A 17,344-nucleotide genomic window follows, 5' to 3' on the forward strand; every position below is an offset into this window, starting at 1 on the left:
CGCGCCCTCGAGAACGCTTCGATACGAAAGCATGATCATGGCAACGAAGAGCGTGAGAGAGCAGGAGCCCGGCGTGTGGCGTTCGATGCTGAAAGGCATCGGTTTCGGCATGCTCGTACTCTGCCTCGGCATTGCTCTCGCGATAGGGGTCGTGCCGCGTGCGCTCGGCGGCGCCGCACTGACGGTGCTCACCGGTTCGATGCAACCGACGTATGCTCCTGGAGACATGGTGGTTGCCACGCCTCAGGAGCAGTATGCCATTGGCGACGTTGTCGTGTTTCAGCCGGTGTCAGGCGATCCAACCCTCGTGACGCACCGTGTTGTTGCGGTGCGTGCGAGTGCTGATGGGGCGCAATACGTGACTCGGGGCGACGCCAACACCCGAGATGACGATCCCATTGTGGCGGCTCAGGTTATGGGCAAAGTGCGGTACCACGTACCGTACATCGGTCACCTTGCCTCGTTCCTCGGGCAACACCGGCTCACGCTGCTGTACGGTGCTGGCGCGCTGCTCTTCGGCTATGGAGCCGTCACACTCAGTCTCGCAGCCGCGAGTAAGCGCCGCAATGCCGGCCCTGACGAACTCGCCCAGCAAGAAGACGACATCGCGCTTGCGCGCGATCCACAACATTTTGGAGGATGACGTGGGAAGAAAGCGAACATGGCCACTGCCCGCTATCGCGGCGGCGGCGCTCATCGCGGGTGCCTGCACGACAGGGGCGACGACTGCTCTCTGGGGGTCGGCTGGTGTGGCTCCCGGAACGGTTGTGACCTCTGGAAACTTGAAGGTGAAGCCTACGGCTCCAGTATGGTCAGAGACTTCGAGCGATGTCACTACACCGCAAACCGAGATCGACCCAGCGACGTTCTTGGTGCGAAAGGGCGACACACTGCATGCCTCTTACCGGTTTGACTTTGAACTGCAGGGCGACAACATGGTTGCCGAGGCGCGGCTCACTTGGCCCGATGACCTTGTGCTTCCTGACGGGGTCACCGCGACCTACCAGGCAAGCTCCTCAATAGGCCCGATCTTTTTGACCCCTTCGGCCGCCGTTGGCACAGCGCCCCTCTCAACGCCCGTGATCAAGAGCGATTATGACGATGGCTTCAAGTATTTCCTTGTGAAACTTGACGTGAAGTTTGACGGGATCGACGACCGCACGGTTGACATGAGTGAAGAACAGCAGAAGGTTTTGGACGCTGTCACCTCGTTTGAGCTCGAGCTGAATCAGATTCGAAGGTGAGGAAGCTGATCATGAAAAACGAAACGGTTCGGCGGGCAATTCCGTTGAAAGCATTGACCATCGCGGCGGTATCGTTCTGCGCGGGCGTCGCCATTGTCGCTGGAGCGACGGCGGCACTCTGGACTCACAGTGCAACGGCTGACATCAAGGTCGGCGAAGGAGTCCAGGGGTTTGCCGCGGGGCACGCAGGCGCGGTCTCGCAGACGACGGGCTCGAGCATTGACGTGCCGATCGGAGCCGACGCGGTGACGCGCTTGATCGCCGATGGGTCGGTAGCGATCCCCTTTGAAACGCAGTCACTGAGCCAGGGCAATAAAGGCCTTTGGTATACGCTCGCCAGCCCAGATTGGGGCGACGGTGCCTTAGGGCACTCAGCATCAAACGTGTTCAAGGTGGCCGATGCAGCATCGTGCACGGTCGAGGCTGCGGCTACGGCGACGGTGACACCGATGAACGCCGCTGACGATCGAGTCACCTCAACGCCGGTGAGCGCCGACTATTCGACGAGTGAGCAGGCAACGACCGAGTTCTGGTGCTTTGTTGCGACCCTCGATGAGCCCGGAGAAGTTGGCTCGTACATGAACACGGCGACGGTGACTGCGGTTGACGACGAAAACCTTGAGGTCACCGACTCTGATGACTGGTCGGCGCGGGTTCTCGAATCGTTTGACGTGGGTAATGAGTCAGAGCGTGTGCTGACCTTCAGCTACGAAACCTTTAGGCCAGGGCAGGAGACCCCATGAAGAAGCAACACGCAATGACCAGGCTCTCGGGGGTGCTCGCCGCGGCTGCGCTTGCCTGTGGCATGGTGCTCGCGGCGACGCCGGCGCACGCCGACTCGGGTGAATCGGCCAACGATAGCCGCGCTCTGGTGCTCGAGTGGCACGACGATGGCCCGGCAAATGCCACCGAGACGTTCTTCGGTGCTCCTGTCGCGGTTCCCGGCGATCACGCCGAGCGCTCGATCTCGGTGACGAACGCTGGCCCCGGTGACGCCGTGCTGCGTGCCGAGATTACCGGGGTGAAGCTGCTCTCGCCGGGCGCAGCCGATGTGCACAATAATCCGGCCCACGTGAAGCCCGCGGGCGATCACTATGGCGGGGCTGGCGACCAGGGCGACTTCTACGATGACGTGCTCATCGGTTGGGGCGCTGAGAGCGCGAGCCTGACCGCACTGCACGATCAGGGAAGCACTCAGGTGCTTGAGGTCGCCGTGAAGCGCGGCGAGCAGCAGACCCTGACGCTCAGCTACGACTTCGATGTGGCCGCAACCTCTGGGAACACTGCCAACGTGGCCGATCGCTCGGCGTCCTTCGACGTGCTGCTCACGCTCGAGGGCGACACCGAGGGCGTAACGCCGGTCGACCCTGAACCGAAGCCCGGCCCAAAGCCAGAGCCAAAGCCTGGCCCCGGGGCAGAACGTCCACCGCTCGCGATGACCGGCGGCACGTTTGAGCCGTGGATCATCGCAGGCGCGGGCTCCCTCGTGCTGATCGGGGCGGCGATCGCGCTCCTGCGTCGGCGCCTTACCTAACCGGGCCGCGAAGCGCGTGCGCGATCTCGCCCCTCGAGGTGAGCCCGAGCTTCGCGAGAACGTTTGACACGTGAAACCTCACCGTTGCGGGTGAGATCACGAGCGTCTGAGCAATGTCGCTCGTTGAGCCGCCGTTGGCGATGAGCTCGGCAATCTCGCGTTCGCGAGGGGTCAAGCTCATAGCCGCGGCGGCTTCTTGCGTATGCAGAGCGTCGCGTAAGCGACGTTCCAGGGTTTCGAGCGCTTCGAGATCGGGTCCGGTGCCGAGCGCGGTGAAGATCCGCCTCGCTTCGGCAATGATCGGGGCGGCTTTGCCGGGCTCTCCATGAGAGGCGAGGGCCTGGCCGTGGTCGCGGAGGGTGCGTGCCCGGTAGAGCGGCAGCTCGGTGGTCTCGGCGGCGGTGCGATACAGCGCATCGACCTCGGCCCACATTGCGTGGCCTCCCGGGCATGACTCGGCAAGGCGAGCTTCGAGCCAGGCGATCGTTCCGTAGGTCTCGTGCCACTCGACCCCGGCGAGGCCCCGCAGGTGCTCGATGAGTGCTGCGGCCTCGTCGAAGCGGGCGAGTTCGATGAGCGAGAGCGCTCGGTAGGTGAGAAAGCCGTGCCTCGTCGAGGTGAACGAGCGGTAGCGACCCGGCTCGGTGAGCGCGATGACCTCGCGATGGTTGCCCGCGAGCGAGGCAATTTCGACCTCGGCGATGAGCACGAGGTCGATTCCGTACCCCTCCCAGTGCAGCTGGTAGAGCCGCTGCGCCCCGAGCATGTACGGGGCGGGGTCTTCGGAACCGGTGATGGCAGCGAGCCATGCGTGCAAGGCCGAGAGCGTAAGCCGCACCTCTGCGTCGAGAAACTCGTGGGCGTGTGCTTCGGCGTCACTCACGACACGAAGCGCCTCGGCGAGCTCACCCCTGAGTGCGAGTAGATGCGCGTAGGTGATGCGCATGCCGCCACCCGCCCATGGGCGCGGTCTCCCGGCGAGAAGGTCGTAGCCCTCGCGAGCGAGTTCGTATGCGGTGTCGAGTTCGTTCAACGAAATAAGGGTGCCCACGAGCGAGACGATCGCGTCGATCTTGTGCTCGCTCGGTCGGAGCGCTTTGGCACGTTCGATGGCCTGTGGCAGGAGTGCGGCGAGGTGCTCGGCGCGCGCCTCGATCATGAGTGGCACGAGCGAGTAGCCGTCGAGGATGAGCTCGTACTCTCGTGGGGCGACCATCCACGTGATGCGCCCGTCACTGAGCTCATCGGGCGACTCGGGGGCGAGTGCCCAGAGCTCTTTTGCTCGGGGAATGAATTCGAGAAGGCCCTCGGCGTCGCGGCTTCGCATGATGGCGATGACCGCAAGAAACGAGACGAAGGCTTGGATCGTGCGCATCTCGGGTGAGGCGTCATCGACCCCGAGCAGCGCGTCGATGCGTTCCCTCGGCACCTGGTCTTCGAAGCGGTACACGCGCAACAAGATCGCGATGCACTCGCGCAGTGGCGTTGCTGGCAGTGCCTCGACCTCGGGCAAGAGGTCAAGCACGAGAAAGCCCGCCTTGTGCTGCAGGTAGTGCAGCGTGAGGTCGATGAGTACTTCGTCGCGGGCGTCGCCCGTCGTGAGTTCGAGGCATCGCCTGAGTGTTTCGCCGACGAAGGCGAGGTCGCCTTGGTTGAGGGAGGCGTCGACATCGGCGCGCACCCTCGCCTCGAGTTCGGGCGTGAGCGCGGTTGCGGCACGCAACTCGAACATGAGTGATCGGTGCCCCTGGCTGCGGCTCGCGAGGGCGTGCAGTATTGCCTGCGCGCGGCTTTCGCTGAGGTTCTCGATCACCGACGCGGTGAGCAGCGGGTGCGCGGCCGCGAGCCTGTCGCCAAAGTCAACCTCGACGAGGAGCCCCTGCCGCACGGCTTCAGCGGCGTCAATCGGGTCGCCGAGCGTTTCGGCCACGTGCGAAACGGTCGCTGAGTCGATGGTTTCGGCGGCGAGCGCGACGATCTCGACCGCGAGCCTGCCCCCGTCACCGAGCACCTGGTAGTCGGGCAGGAGGCGCTGCTCGCCGTCGTGCTGTTGGTAGAGCCTCGCGGGTAGGTCAGAGCGCAGGTGAAGGCCCTGAATCTCTTCGGGGCTGAGCCCATCGAACATCGAGCTCACCCGCGAGAACGATCCATCGGTGACGGTTTGAATGCGCTCTGCGGTCTTCGCCGAGATGCCCGTGCCAAAGCGTTCGAGGGCCATCTCGCGAATATCGCTGACCGAGAGTTTCGTGAATTCGATGGTGCGCCAGTTGGCGTGCAATTGCGCTTCATCACTCAGGTGCCATGCGAGCGTTTCGACGCCCGGCTGCGGTCTGGCAGAGCACACGAGAAATACGCCCTGGCTGACGAGCCGAGGCGCGACGTAGCGCAGCACCCGCTCTGACGCGGCGTCGACCCAGTGTACGTCGTCGAGAAGAACGGTGCGGATCGTGCCCTGCGGGTGCCCCGAGAGCGCCAGCAGCACCTGCCTCGCGATCTCGACTTGCGAGCGCGAGGGGTCGATGGTGCTGCGGGCAGCTGGGGTCGTGCTGATAAGGCGTTCGATGAAGCTGTACGGTATTTCGCTCTCGAACTCGTCGGCCGCCGCGGCGTGAATAGGGCCGACGGCCGCAGTCTCGGCTGCCTCGCGAAGTCTGCTTAAGAAGAACGTTTTGCCGGTGCCGCTTTCGCCGAAAAGGAGGAGGAGGCCGCCGTCGCTCGCGCGCGCGGCATCAAGGTAAATCTCGGCCTCGCGTGCCCGTTTCGTGTTCATGATCATGCTGAGGCCCCCGCCGTGAGCGGGTGCTGCCTGGTGCGCTGTGCCTGCGGCGTGCCTACGCCGGTGGTGTTGTGTGTGTAGCTCGCCCGCGGAAGCGTCATCAGGACGCACGCGAACGTGGGGTGCAATTGACCCATGGTTCCTCATTCATTTCCCCATGGGGCTGCCCGAGGGAGGCCCCATCCCTAGATGAAGGTAACTCTACGCTTAGCGTTAAGCTCTTGTCTAGTTTACGTGTTCGGCCCCCGTCGGCTCGGCCGCCCTTGCCGCCTGAGGGGTGAACCCTCTCAGACCAATTTCGAGCAGTCGGTGCCACGAGCCATCGCCCATGAGTGGCTGTAGTGGCGCGGTCGAGGCGACCATGACGGTGAGGGCGATGATGTCGCCGGGGGTGATGTCGGTTGCGAGCGCCCCTTCGTCGCGACAGCTCTGAGCGAGTGCTCTCACCGCGTTCACGAAGGCCTCGCCGATGGCTCTGGGAGGGTGCGTTCGGAGCACCCAGAGCGTGAGTGCCGTATAGCTCGGGTGGCGCACCATGGTGGTGATGAGTGCGGTGCAGAGCTGCTCTAGTCTGACCGCTGCGGCCTCGGCTGCGTGCTGTTCGAACGCGTCAACCGCGATCTCTTCGAGCATTGTGGCGTGCCGATCATAGACTCGGTACACGAGCTCGTCGCGCCCCGAGAAGTGGCGGTAGAGGCTGGCCTCGCTCACCCCGGCACGTTTTGCAATGCGGTGCAGTGGAGCGGTCGGGCCTTCTTCGTCGAATAGCGTGATCGCGGCCTCGAGCAATCGCTCATGGTTGCGCAGGTGATCTTCACGAACGGCCCGTTGTCGGGAGGTTGCGGTCATGTATAGCAGAGTACCGGTGTGGCGCTGCGTGCACGGGCGACGGGTGTCGGCTAGCGGGTGGGTGGTACGAAACGCCGCATGCCGCGCCAGATGAGCGAGCGGGTTGCAATGCCTGCGACGCCAAAGCCCAGGGCGATGAGAATGGCTCGCCAGTCGCCCAGCTCGATATCAAAGACGAGGCTGCCGAGCGGCGTGATCATGATCGCGAGTAAGCAGCCGATCATAGTGCCGACGAGGCCCACCTTCCAGAGCCGGAAGGGGCGCGCAACCATTGCGAGCACGAAGAACGCGACGATGATGAGGGCGAGAAACGAGGTTGACGAGTTCATGACCCGTGTCGCGTCGCTGACGCCGAACACCTGACGTGCGGTGACATAGGCGCCAAAGGCCGCGAGTGAGGCGCCGATGCCGCCGGGCACCGCCTCGCTCAGCACCCTGCGCACGAAACCGTCTTGTGCCCGTGCCGCGTTCGGGGCAAGGGCAAGGAAGAAGGAGGGGATGCCGATGGTAAACCAGGCGATCAGGGTGATGTGGCGAGGCAGGAACGGGTAGGGCACCGCAATGAGTGCGACGAGCAGTGCGAGTAAAGCCGAGTAGAGGGTCTTCGTGAGAAAGAGCGTCGCCACGCGCTCGATGTTGCCGATGACCCTGCGGCCCTCGGCGACGACGTGTGGCAGGGTCGCAAACGAGTTGTCGAGCAACACGATGCGTGAGACCGCTCGGGCTGCTGGCGATCCCGAGCCCATCGCGACGCCCACGTCGGCATCTTTGAGCGCGAGCACATCGTTCACGCCGTCACCGGTCATGGCGACGACGTGTCCCTCTTCTTGGAGCGCGTGCACGATCGAGCGTTTCTGGTCGGGCGTGACCCTGCCGAAGGTCGTGTGGTGTGCGACCTCGCTGCCGAAGCTCTCTGACTCAGGGTCGAGGGTGCGGGCGTCGACGGCGTCACGGCCGTGGGGCACACCAACCTGCTCGGCGATTGCGCCGACCGCTGCCGCATTGTCGCCCGAGATGACCTTGAGCGAGACCCGCTGCTTCGTGAAAAAGTCAATGGTTCCCGGAGCCTCAGCGCGCAATCGTTGGTCAAGAACCACGAGTGCCTCGGCGGTGATGTTCTGCGGCAGCTGCTCGTGTTCAATCGAGGCGGGCGCCGAGACAAGCGCCAGTACCCTGAGTCCCTCTTCGGCGAGAACCGCCGCGTGAGCGTGGGCTGCGTCGCCCTCGGGCAGGAGGATGTCGGGGGCGCCAAGAAACCAGCTGAGCCCCTCACGCTCGGGGTTCTTGCCCTCAGCGGGCAATGGCACGGGGGCCGCGAGTTCGACGCCCGCCCACTTGCGCGCCGATGAAAACGCGATCTGTTGTGCAGCCTCGAGCGGGGCGATGTGGCCCAGGTGCTCGAGAATGGCGGCCATGCTACTGTTGGGTTTTTCTTCGATGGCGCCGATGGTCGACAGCACGGTCTCGACGGTGTCATTGGCGCTGTGGGTCCCAGGGGCATCGGCAGCGGTTTCGATGCGACTCACCCGCATCCCGTCCTCGGTGAGGGTGCCGGTCTTGTCGGTGCATACGATGTCGACACGAGCGAGCTGCTCGATTGCGGGAAGGTCTTGCACGAGGCACTGGTGCTTGCCCAGGCGAATAACGCCAACGGCCATGGCAACGCTCGTCATGAGTACGAGGCCCTCGGGAATCATCGGCACGAGGGCTGCCACCAGCCCGCGAATCGCGTCGCGCCATTCCTGGCCACCGGCAAGCTGGTTCCAGATAGAAAGTGCGCCGACGGGAACGAGGATCCACGTGATGTATTTGAGAATCTGGTCGATGCCCTCGCGCAGTTGCGAGGCGGGCTTCTTGAAAACGCTCGCCTCATTTGTGAGCTTTGTGGCGTAGGCGTTAGCACCCACGGCGGTCGTGACGAAGCGGCCCGAACCGGCGGCAACGAAGCTGCCCGAGAGCACCGCGAACCCCGGGTGCCCCTGCACCGCGTCTGACTCGCCCGTGAGGAGCGACTCGTCAAGCTCGAGGCCCACCTCGTCGATGACGGTGCCATCGACGGGAATCTGGTCGCCAGCGGCGAGGAGCACGATATCGCCCAAAACGATCTCTTCTGGGGCGATCTCCTGAACACCGTCGGCCCGTTCGACGCGGGCGGGGCTCTTGCCTAAGAGCGCGAGGCGGTCGAGCGTGCGCTTTGCCCGAATCTCTTGCACCATACCGACGGTGCTATTAACGATGATGATGAACCCGAAGAGCCCATCGATGAAGTGCCCGGTTCCCATGACGAGCGCAAAAAGCACCGCATAGATTATGTTGACCCGCGTGAAGACATTCGCCCGAAAGATGTCGCCGAAGCTCCGGCTCGTTTTTGACTCGATGGTGTTCGTCTCGCCGCGCTCGACGCGGTCACGCACCTCGTCGTTCGTGAGCGGGTGGGCATCGGTGAGCGACCGAGATGGATCACCGGGCTCGGCCGGGGTGCCCTGCTGCGGTTCTGAGACGTGCATGCTTATATATTTTCAGATGAAAGCGTCACAACCGCTGTGATCTGGGTGAAAGCGCACAGACGCCCAGCAAGGGCGCCCCGGCAGTGCTTTATGCGTCTACGAGCATGCGCTTGAGGATCTTGCCGGTCGAGGTGAGCGGGAGGCTCTCGCGCACCTCGATAATGCGTGGGTATTTATAGCCGGCGAAGCGCTCGCGCCCCCACGCGATCAACTCGTCATGATCGATGCTCTCGCCGTCGCGGGCGACGAGCACGGCCTTGATCTCTTCGCCCAGGGTGTCGTGTGCGACGCCGACAACCGCGGCCATCGCGACCGCCGGGTGCGTGAGCAAGGCTTCCTCGAGCTCTCTGGGGTAGACGTTGTAGCCGCCCCGAATGATGAGATCCTTTGCGCGGTCGACAATGAAGTAGTACCCATCTTCGTCTTGGCGTGCGAGGTCACCCGTACGAAACCAGCCGTCGCGCAGGACCTCTTGGGTGGCCTCGGGCTTGCCGAAGTATCCCTTCATGACGGGGTGGCCCTTAACCGCGATTTCGCCGATCGCCTCGGGGCCCGCCTCGATCTCGTTCCAGTCGTCGTCGATGAGCTTCATCTGCACGCCCCAGATCGGGCGGCCGATCGACCCCGGCTTCGTCACCCCTCCTGGCGGCGTGAGCGCCGCGGCGGGTGAGGTCTCTGAGAGCCCGTAGCCATCGAGTACCTGCACGCCGAGCACAAGCCGCACCTGCTCGATGACCTCGACGGGAAGCGCTGCGCCTCCCGAGAGAACGAATTTCAGGTGGCTGACCGCCTCGATGAGGTCGAGATTCGTCTGCTGTGCGGTGGCGACGAGGGTTTGAAACATGGTCGGCACCCCCGCGAAGTGAGTCACGCGCTCTTGCTTGAAAAGCCGCAACACCTCGGCCGGGTCAAACCTTGGCATGAGTACGACGGTCGCGCCACTCACGAACGCGGTGTTGAGCTGGAGGGTCTGCGCGAATGAGTGAAAGAGCGGGAGCCCGATGAGGTGTGTGTCGCAGGCCTCGCCGCTGCCGTACCGGCGGTGCGCGGTGAGGGCGTTGAGCATCATGTTGCCGTGGCTGAGCTCGGCTCCCTTTGGCTGGCCCGTGGTGCCCGAGGTGTAGAGAATCACCGCGGTGTCGTCGAACTCGGTGCTCTTCGTTTCAAACACGGGCGGCATACCGTTGAGTGCATGGGGAATGGTGTCTGCGAGCTCGGCGAGAGGCGCTGAGCCTTGTGCTGTTGCCGGCGCCGCGATGACGAAGAAGTGCTCGCATGCGTCGACGCGGTCGAATGCCTCGCGTGCCTGCTCGCCCATGTGTAGCTCAGCGGTGCCCTCGAACGCGATGAGGGCTTTGGCCCCGCTGTCGCGCAGGTGGTATTCGATTTCGTGGCTGCGCAAGAGAATGTTGAGCGGCACCGTGATCGCTCCGCTCTTGAGAATGCCGTAGTAGAAGATGGGAAACCACGGAATGTTCGGCGCAGCGAGCGCGACGCGGTCACCCGGCTCAATGCCGCGACTCACGAGCAGTGAGGCGACCTGGTTTGCCGCGGCGTTGACCTCGGCAAAGGTGAGTCGCGTCTCGCCGATCACCAGGGCTGTGCGGTCTGGGTAGTTTTGGGCCGAATCTTCGAGAACCGTGGCTAGATTGAGCATAGAAAACCTCCTGAGACGAGCCCCAAAGCCCCGTCTCTATTTCGTCATTGAAATTAAAGTAATTGAATAGTATTCAAAGTTAGTGATCTTGGCAAACGGTCGGGACGCTTGGCGGGCGCCACCGGGTGCCGTACGCTTGAGCCCATGGCCCTTAAACACGCGATTCTGGCGGCGCTCCTCGACGGCGAAGCATCTGGGTACGACCTCGCCAAGGGCTTCGACGCCTCGGTCGCAAACTTTTGGACGACGACCCCGCAGCAGCTCTACCGCGAGCTCGACTCAATGTGCGCCGCGGGGCTTATTGAGGCCGACCTCGTGGTGCAGAGCGGCCGCCCCAACAAGCGGCTCTACTCGATCACCGACGCTGGCCTTGCCGTATTGCAAGGCTTCGCCGCAACAGCACCGAAGCCGAGCGCCATTCGCGACGACCTTCTCGTACTCGTGCAGGCCTCAGACGTCGCCCCGAGCGACGCGGTGATGAGCACGCTTGCCACTCGGGGTGAGGCGGCGCACGTCAAGCTGCGCCTCTACCTCAAGCGGCGCGATCACCTGCTGAACGGCCTGCCCGAGCGTGAGTACCTCGCGCAGGCGGAGCGCGTCGGCCCGTACCTCACGCTCATGCGGGGCATCGCCTTCGAGCAGGAAAATATCGCCTGGTGCGAGCGTGCGATCGACGCGCTTAAGGCTCGCGCGGCACGGGAGCCGGCGGGGCAGTGAAGCCGCCGCGACTCGGTTGGACAGGGGCGGAGCGATCCGCTCTTCTCATATTCAAATAATTGATTATGAAGGGTTCATGATGTCAACGACGACTTTCCCTCACCTCATGGCGCCGCTCGATCTCGGGCACGTGACGCTGCCAAACCGTGTGCTCATGGGCTCGATGCACGTCGGGCTCGAAGAGGCGCCCGACGGGTTTCACCGCATGGCAGAGTTTTACCGGGAGCGGGCCCGCGGTGGCGCGGCGCTCATCGTGACCGGTGGCATAGCCCCGAACGAGGCGGCGAGGCCGTACCCCGGCGGTGCGAAGCTCACGACCAGCGAAGAGGCGGCCGAGCATCGGGTGGTGACGAATGCCGTGCACGAAGAGGGCGGCCTCATCGCGCTGCAAATTCTGCACTTCGGGCGCTACGCGCACCACCCGGGCCTGGTTGCGCCGAGCGCATTGCAGGCGCCGATCTCGGCACACGTTCCGCACGCGCTCACGAGCGCCGAGGTTGAGGCGACGATCGACGACTTCGTGCGCTGCGCACTGCTCGCCCGCGAGGCAGGCTACGACGGCGTCGAGGTTATGGGCTCAGAGGGCTACCTCATCAACGAATTCATCGCCCCGGGCACGAACCAGCGCGAAGATGAGTGGGGCGGATCGTTCGAAAATCGCGTGCGCTTTCCCGTCGAAATCGTGCGTCGCATTCGCGAGGCCGTGGGCGAAGACTTCATTGTCGTGTACCGGCTCTCGATGCTCGATCTGGTGCCCGGCGGATCAACGATCGAAGAGGTCGTCGAACTCGCGAAGCTCATCGAGGCGGCCGGAGCCAGCATCATTAACACGGGCATCGGGTGGCACGAGGCGCGCATTCCGACGATTGCGACCTCGGTTCCGCGCGGCGCGTTTACCTGGGTGACGAAGCGAGTGATGGGTGAGGTTCGGGTGCCGCTCGTCACGGGCAACCGTCTCAACACCCCGGCGGCGGCAGAGCTCGTGCTCGAGCACGGTGACGCCGATATGGTGTCGCTCGCGAGGCCGTTTCTTGCCGACCCTGATTTCGTGCGCAAGGCTCGCGAGGGTAGGCCCGACGCGATTAACACGTGCATCGGCTGTAATCAGGCCTGCCTCGACCACACCTTCTCGATGAAGATCACCTCGTGCCTCGTGAACCCGAGGGCCTGCCACGAGACCGAGCTCACCCTCGCACCCACGAAAACCGTGAAGCGCGTCGCGGTTGTCGGCGCGGGACCGGCGGGGCTCAGTTGCGCGGTCGCGGCGGCCGAGCGCGGGCACCGGGTGGTGCTCTTTGAGCGCTCGGCGATCATTGGCGGGCAGCTCAATGTCGCGCTCCAGGTGCCCGGCAAGGGCGAGTTCGCCGAGACGCTTCGCTACTTCCAGTACCGCATCGATGAGCTCGGCATCGAGGTGCGGCTCTCGACCGAGGCGACCACCGAGGTGCTCGAGGGCTTCGACGATGTCGTGCTCGCGACCGGCGTGAAACCGCGCACCCCCGAGATTCAGGGCATCGACCATCCCTCGGTACTCGGCTACCTCGACGTGCTACGCGATAAGCGCGAGGTGGGGCAGAGCGTTGCCATTTTGGGTGCTGGCGGTATCGGCTTCGACGTCGCACAGTTTCTCACCGGCCCCGAGAAGCTCACGGCCACGGCCGAAGAGTTCAGCGAGCAGTGGGGTGTTGACCGGGACTACGCGGGGCGCGGCGGCATCACGCAGCCACAGCACGAGACCCCGGCGCGGTCGGTTGCTCTGCTGCAGCGCAAGATCACGAAGGTTGGTGCGGGGCTCGGCAAGACCACGGGGTGGATTCACCGAACCGAGCTGCGTCACCGCGGCGTGCAGATGATTGCCGGCGCCGAGTACCTGAGCGTGGGCGACGACGGCCTGCACGTGCGCATCGGTGACGAGACGCACCTGCTCGAGGTCGACAACGTTGTGCTGTGCACGGGGCAGGAGCCCAACCGAGACCTCGCGGCCGCGTGCGCCGATCGGGGCATCGAGGCAACGGTCATTGGCGGCGCCAACGTCGCCTCTGAGCTCGACGCGAAGCGCGCGATTGACGAAGGAACCAGGCTCGCCGCCCGGTTGTAACCGAAAGGAAAGAATCATCATGAAAGCATTTCAAGAGGCCGTTGAGGCTCGAGACTTCGCCGCGATCGAGGCGCTGCTCGCCGACGACGTCGTGTTTGTGAGCCCCGTCGCCTTCACGCCGTACCCCGGCAAGAAGATCACGATCGCCATCCTGAAGCAGGTCATTCAGGTGCTCGAGGGCTTCACCTACGAGCGCGTGCTCGGCGAAGAGGGCGCGCGCGATCAGGGGCTCGTGTTCACTGCAACGGTGCAGGGCAAGAGCATCACGGGCTGTGACTTTTTGCGCTTCAACGACGAGGGGCTCATCAGCGAGTTCATGGTTATGGTGCGGCCGCTGAGTGCGGCTCAGGCGCTCGCCGAAGAGATGGGCGCGCGCTTCGAGCAGATCAAGGCCGACGCCGCCTCATGACGAACGCCTAGCGGGTGCCCCACCCGAAGCGGTGGGTGCGAATGCCGTAGTAGGTGAAGGTTTCGACCCGGGTGACGCCCTCGATGCCCCGAAGCTCGCTGTTGATCACCTGAAAGAGAGCCTCCTGGTCGGTCGCGATGACCTCTGCGAGCAGGTCGTAGCGGCCGGCCGTGAGCACGACGTAAATGACGCTGTCGAGCGCGTCGAGCGCCCGGGCGACGACCTCGAGGTCGCCATCGGCAACGATGCCGACCATGGCCATGCTGTGGTAGCCGAGTTTGAGCGGATCGGTGACGCCGACCACTTGCAGTATGCCGCGCTGCTCAAGCCTGATGACTCGCTTGCGCGCGCCGCCCGGGGTGAGGCCCACGAGGGTGCCGAGTTCGGCGTAGCCGAGGCGCCCGTCGTCTTGCAGCGCCGTGATGAGGGCGCGGTCGATGGCGTCGAGTTCTTCGGGCGTCTCCTGTTGCATATACCCATCCTATCTCGCAGTTTCGGTGACGAAACATCACCATACTTTTCTTTTTGGTAATATTTCATTACTCTTGTGGGGGGAAAGAGGAAGTAAATCGATACTGCGTGGAGGGTATTGTGACGAAGAAGGAACGCTCTCGGTGGATGCTCGCGAGGCCCGAGGTCAGCACGAACGACATTCTTGCGTGCGCGCATGAGGCGTACGGGGTTCGGGGCGAGGCCCAGGAGCTCGGCAGCCAGCAAGACCGCAACTTCATGGTGCGCCCCGTCGAGGGGCCCGGGGCGCTCATTAAGGTCAACCACCCCGCGGTGCCCGAAAGCGTGCTCTCCCTCCAGTGGTCGGTGTCAGACCGTTTGCGCGCTCGGGGAGTCTTGAGCCCCAGGGTGCTCACAACGAGCCAGGGGAAACGCAGCACGACGATCACGAACGAGGCCGGTGAAGTGCTGCGGGTTTGCGCGTTTGAGCTCGTCGACGGCGCCACGATCGCCGACTCGAGCGACATTGATGGCGCGCTCGCCGAAGAGCTGGGTCTGCTCACCGCCGAGACGCTCTTGGCGCTTGAAGGCTACGACAATCCAGACGCCGAGCGGGCGATTCAGTGGGAGCTGAGCCAGGCGAGAACCGTCGTCGAACAGCTCATCGATGACCTGCCCGACGAGCGCCGCGAGCGCTGCCTCGAGGCGACGGTGCGGGCCGACGAGACCATCGCCGCGCTGCGGGGCGAGCTCCCGATGCAGATCATTCATGGCGACCTCACGAGCGACAACATTATGCGCGCGTCAGACGGCACGAAGTGGGTCATCGACCTCGGCGACACAGTGCAATCGTGGCGTGCGGCCGAGCTCGCAGTGCTGCTCGCCGACCTCATCGGCCGCACCGGCGACATGGCGATCGTCGCTCGAGCGGTGAGCGGGTTCAGCCGCAAGATATCCCTCACCGACGCCGAGACGGCCGCGCTGTGGCCGCTCGTGGTGCTGCGGGGTGCGGTGCTCGCGGTCAGCGGGTGGAGCCAGCTGCGCATTGATCCGCAGAATGACTATGCGCGCGAGCGCATCGAGCACGAGTGGGAGGTGTTCGAGCGCGCCCTCGCCTTTGACACCGAGACCGTGACCGCGCAGTTGCGCCTCGCGGCGGGTAAGCCGCACCGCGCTGGCCTCGCGTACGCCGAGGCGATCGCGGGCATGCGCGAGGCTGCCGTCATTGACCTTGGGCTTCGCAGCGAGGCGCTCGATCGGGGCCGCTGGGCAGCTCCCGGCGTCGAGGCCGAGCTCGCCCGCGAGGCGCTCGCGACCGCGCCCGTTGCGATCATGCGGTTTGGTGAGAGCCGGCTCTCACGGGTTTCAACCGACGTCATGAGCCCCGCCGCCACGAAGGCCCGCTGCATCGATGTGTGGGCGAGGCCGGGAATCGCCGTGCGCGCGCCGTTTGCGGGCACGGTCACCGCGGCTGATGGCGCCGTCACGCTTCGCGATTGCGGCGTCACCCTGCGCTTTGAGGGCATCGAGGTTGGCGTCGAGGGCGGCCAGAAGGTCGCCTCAGGCGAGGTGATCGGTCGGCTGCGCACCACACCCACGGGAGCGAGCAGCGTGCGCATCATGCGTTCGATGTTCGGCGAGCAGCCGGGCGAGGCCTTCGGCGCCTCGGGCGAGGAGTACGAAACCCAGGCTTCGGCAGATCCCTCGGTGCTGCTTGGCGTGAGCCCGGTCGAAGATCCGGTCGTGCTGCTGCGGGCCGAGCGCCTGCGCCGCGACCGCTCGATGGGCGGCGCGGCCGAGCGCTACTACGAGAACCCGCCGCAGATGGAACGCGGTTGGAACACGCTTCTCATCGACACCGAGGGGCGCTCGTACCTCGACATGGTCAACAACGTCACCGCCATCGGCCACTCGCACCCGCGCCTGGGCGACGCAGTTGGCCGGCAGCTGCACCTGCTCAATACCAACTCCCGGTTTCTCTATGAGGCGTATGCCGAGTTTGCCGAGAAACTGCTTGAGCACTCGCCCGACCCTTCGCTTGACACCGTGATTCCCGTCAACAGCGGATCGGAGGCGATCGACCTCGCCCTGCGCCTCGCGCAGGTTGCGACGGGTCGCCGCGACGTGATCACCGCCCGCGAGGGGTATCACGGCTGGACGATGGCGTCAGACGCCGTAAGCACCTCGGCGTTCGACAACCCCGATGCGCTCGCCTCCAGGCCCGACTGGGTGCACCTCGTCGACGCGCCGAACAGTTACCGTGGCCCGCATCGCGGCGCCGACGCTGGCGCCAAGTATGCCCGCCAGGTCGCAGACGTCGCCAAAACGCTGAGCAATGAGGGGCGACCTCCCGCAGCGTTTATTTGCGAGCCGGTGCTCGGGAACGCGGGCGGGGTCATGCCGCCCGAGGGGTACCTCGCTGAGGCGTACGAGGGCATTCGCGCGCAGGGCGGTCTCGCGATCGCCGATGAGGTGCAGGTGGGCTACGGCCGCCTCGGCAAGGCCTTCTGGGGATCGACGATGCAGGGCGCGGTGCCCGACATTCTCGCAGTCGCGAAGGCTGCGGGCAACGCGTTCCCGCTCGGAATCGTGATCACCCGGCGCGAGATCGTTGACGCGCTGCGCAGCGAGGGCATGTTTTTCTCGTCGGCGGGAGGGGCGCCCGCGAGCGCGATTGCTGGCTCGGCGGTGCTCGATGTGATTCGTGACGAGCGCCTGCAAGAGAACGCCGAACGGGTGGGGGCCTACCTAACCGAACAGGTCGAGGCGCTCGCCGACCGCTTCCCGATCATCGGCACAGTGCACGGCAGTGGGCTCTACCAGGGAGTCGAACTCGTGCGTGATCGCGAGACGCTCGAACCCGCGACCGAAGAGACCGCCTGGGTGTGCGAGCGGCTGCTCGACCACGGCGTGATCATGCAGGCAACCTCTGAGCGGCAAAACGTACTCAAGGTGAAGCCGCCACTCACGCTCACCGAGGCCGATGCCGCGACCTTCCTGCGTGCACTCGCCCTCACGCTTGAAGAGCTCGAAGCGAAGGGTGCCGAGGCCTAGAAGAAACTGCCGGCCCGCCCGCTCACAGCGAGCGGAGACGGGCCGGCAG

Annotated in this window: 13 protein-coding genes; 8 read left to right on the forward strand and 5 right to left on the reverse strand. The window is 64.8% G+C overall.

Annotated features, from left to right (window positions below; translation table 11 throughout):
* The first annotated feature begins 37 nt into the window (after positions 1–37).
* Genes JSO19_RS08840 through JSO19_RS08855 form a run of 4 tightly spaced genes read left to right on the forward strand, consistent with a single transcriptional unit; the run spans position 38 to position 2,778 of the window.
* A complete protein-coding gene (locus JSO19_RS08840) occupies positions 38–643 on the forward strand; it encodes a signal peptidase I (RefSeq protein WP_270911173.1) in 606 nt (201 codons plus the stop codon).
* Position 644: 1 nt separating this feature from the next.
* Complete coding sequence (locus JSO19_RS08845; RefSeq protein ID WP_270911175.1) at positions 645–1,244, forward strand: hypothetical protein; 600 nt, start codon at positions 645–647, stop codon at positions 1,242–1,244.
* An 11-nt stretch (positions 1,245–1,255) separates the two neighbouring features.
* Positions 1,256–1,987: a hypothetical protein gene (locus JSO19_RS08850; RefSeq protein WP_270911176.1), complete on the forward strand. Its 732-nt coding sequence runs from the start codon at positions 1,256–1,258 to the stop codon at positions 1,985–1,987.
* Positions 1,984–2,778 (forward strand): hypothetical protein, encoded by a 795-nt coding sequence (locus JSO19_RS08855; protein WP_270911177.1) that lies wholly within the window; start codon positions 1,984–1,986, stop codon positions 2,776–2,778. Before JSO19_RS08850 ends, JSO19_RS08855 begins: the two co-directional genes overlap by 4 nt.
* On the opposite strand, the gene JSO19_RS08860 is transcribed toward JSO19_RS08855, so the two are convergent.
* From JSO19_RS08860 to JSO19_RS08875, 4 genes are all read right to left on the reverse strand, one after another.
* The gene (locus tag JSO19_RS08860) at positions 2,771–5,548 is read right to left on the reverse strand and encodes a LuxR C-terminal-related transcriptional regulator (protein WP_270911179.1); all 2,778 of its coding nucleotides are present in this window, start codon (positions 5,546–5,548) and stop codon (positions 2,771–2,773) included. The two genes, JSO19_RS08855 and JSO19_RS08860, sit on opposite strands and share 8 nt — an antisense overlap.
* A 231-nt stretch (positions 5,549–5,779) precedes the next feature.
* The gene (locus tag JSO19_RS08865) at positions 5,780–6,403 is read right to left on the reverse strand and encodes a TetR/AcrR family transcriptional regulator (protein WP_270911180.1); all 624 of its coding nucleotides are present in this window, start codon (positions 6,401–6,403) and stop codon (positions 5,780–5,782) included.
* A gap of 50 nt (positions 6,404–6,453) precedes the next feature.
* Positions 6,454–8,910: an HAD-IC family P-type ATPase gene (locus JSO19_RS08870; protein ID WP_270911182.1), complete on the reverse strand. Its 2,457-nt coding sequence runs from the start codon at positions 8,908–8,910 to the stop codon at positions 6,454–6,456.
* 88 nt (positions 8,911–8,998) lie between these two features.
* Positions 8,999–10,567, reverse strand: coding sequence for a long-chain-fatty-acid--CoA ligase (locus tag JSO19_RS08875; RefSeq protein WP_270911183.1), 1,569 nt, complete (start codon positions 10,565–10,567; stop codon positions 8,999–9,001).
* Between the two features lie 144 nt (positions 10,568–10,711).
* On the opposite strand from JSO19_RS08875, the gene JSO19_RS08880 reads away from it, so the two are divergent.
* The 3 genes from JSO19_RS08880 to JSO19_RS08890 all read left to right on the forward strand — a co-directional run bounded on the left by JSO19_RS08880 (position 10,712) and on the right by JSO19_RS08890 (position 13,791).
* Entirely contained in the window at positions 10,712–11,284 is a 573-nt protein-coding gene (locus JSO19_RS08880) for a PadR family transcriptional regulator (RefSeq protein WP_270911184.1), read from the forward strand.
* Positions 11,285–11,363: 79 nt separating this feature from the next.
* On the forward strand, positions 11,364–13,382 hold the full coding sequence (locus JSO19_RS08885; RefSeq protein ID WP_270912127.1) for an NADPH-dependent 2,4-dienoyl-CoA reductase: 2,019 nt from the start codon (positions 11,364–11,366) through the stop codon (positions 13,380–13,382).
* A 19-nt stretch (positions 13,383–13,401) separates the two neighbouring features.
* Positions 13,402–13,791 carry a nuclear transport factor 2 family protein gene (locus JSO19_RS08890; RefSeq protein WP_270911185.1) on the forward strand — a complete coding sequence of 130 codons (390 nt, stop codon included), beginning with the start codon at positions 13,402–13,404 and terminating at the stop codon, positions 13,789–13,791.
* 7 nt (positions 13,792–13,798) lie between these two features.
* Here JSO19_RS08890 and JSO19_RS08895 read toward each other — a convergent pair whose 3' ends face one another.
* Entirely contained in the window at positions 13,799–14,263 is a 465-nt protein-coding gene (locus JSO19_RS08895) for an Lrp/AsnC family transcriptional regulator (RefSeq protein WP_270911186.1), read from the reverse strand.
* Positions 14,264–14,382: 119 nt separating this feature from the next.
* Here JSO19_RS08895 and JSO19_RS08900 point away from each other — a divergent pair, with 119 nt between their 5' ends.
* On the forward strand, positions 14,383–17,295 hold the full coding sequence (locus JSO19_RS08900; protein WP_270911187.1) for an aminotransferase: 2,913 nt from the start codon (positions 14,383–14,385) through the stop codon (positions 17,293–17,295).
* Positions 17,296–17,344 lie beyond the last annotated feature (49 nt).

Source organism: Leucobacter sp. UCMA 4100 (assembly GCF_027853335.1).
Taxonomy (GTDB): domain Bacteria; phylum Actinomycetota; class Actinomycetes; order Actinomycetales; family Microbacteriaceae; genus Leucobacter_A.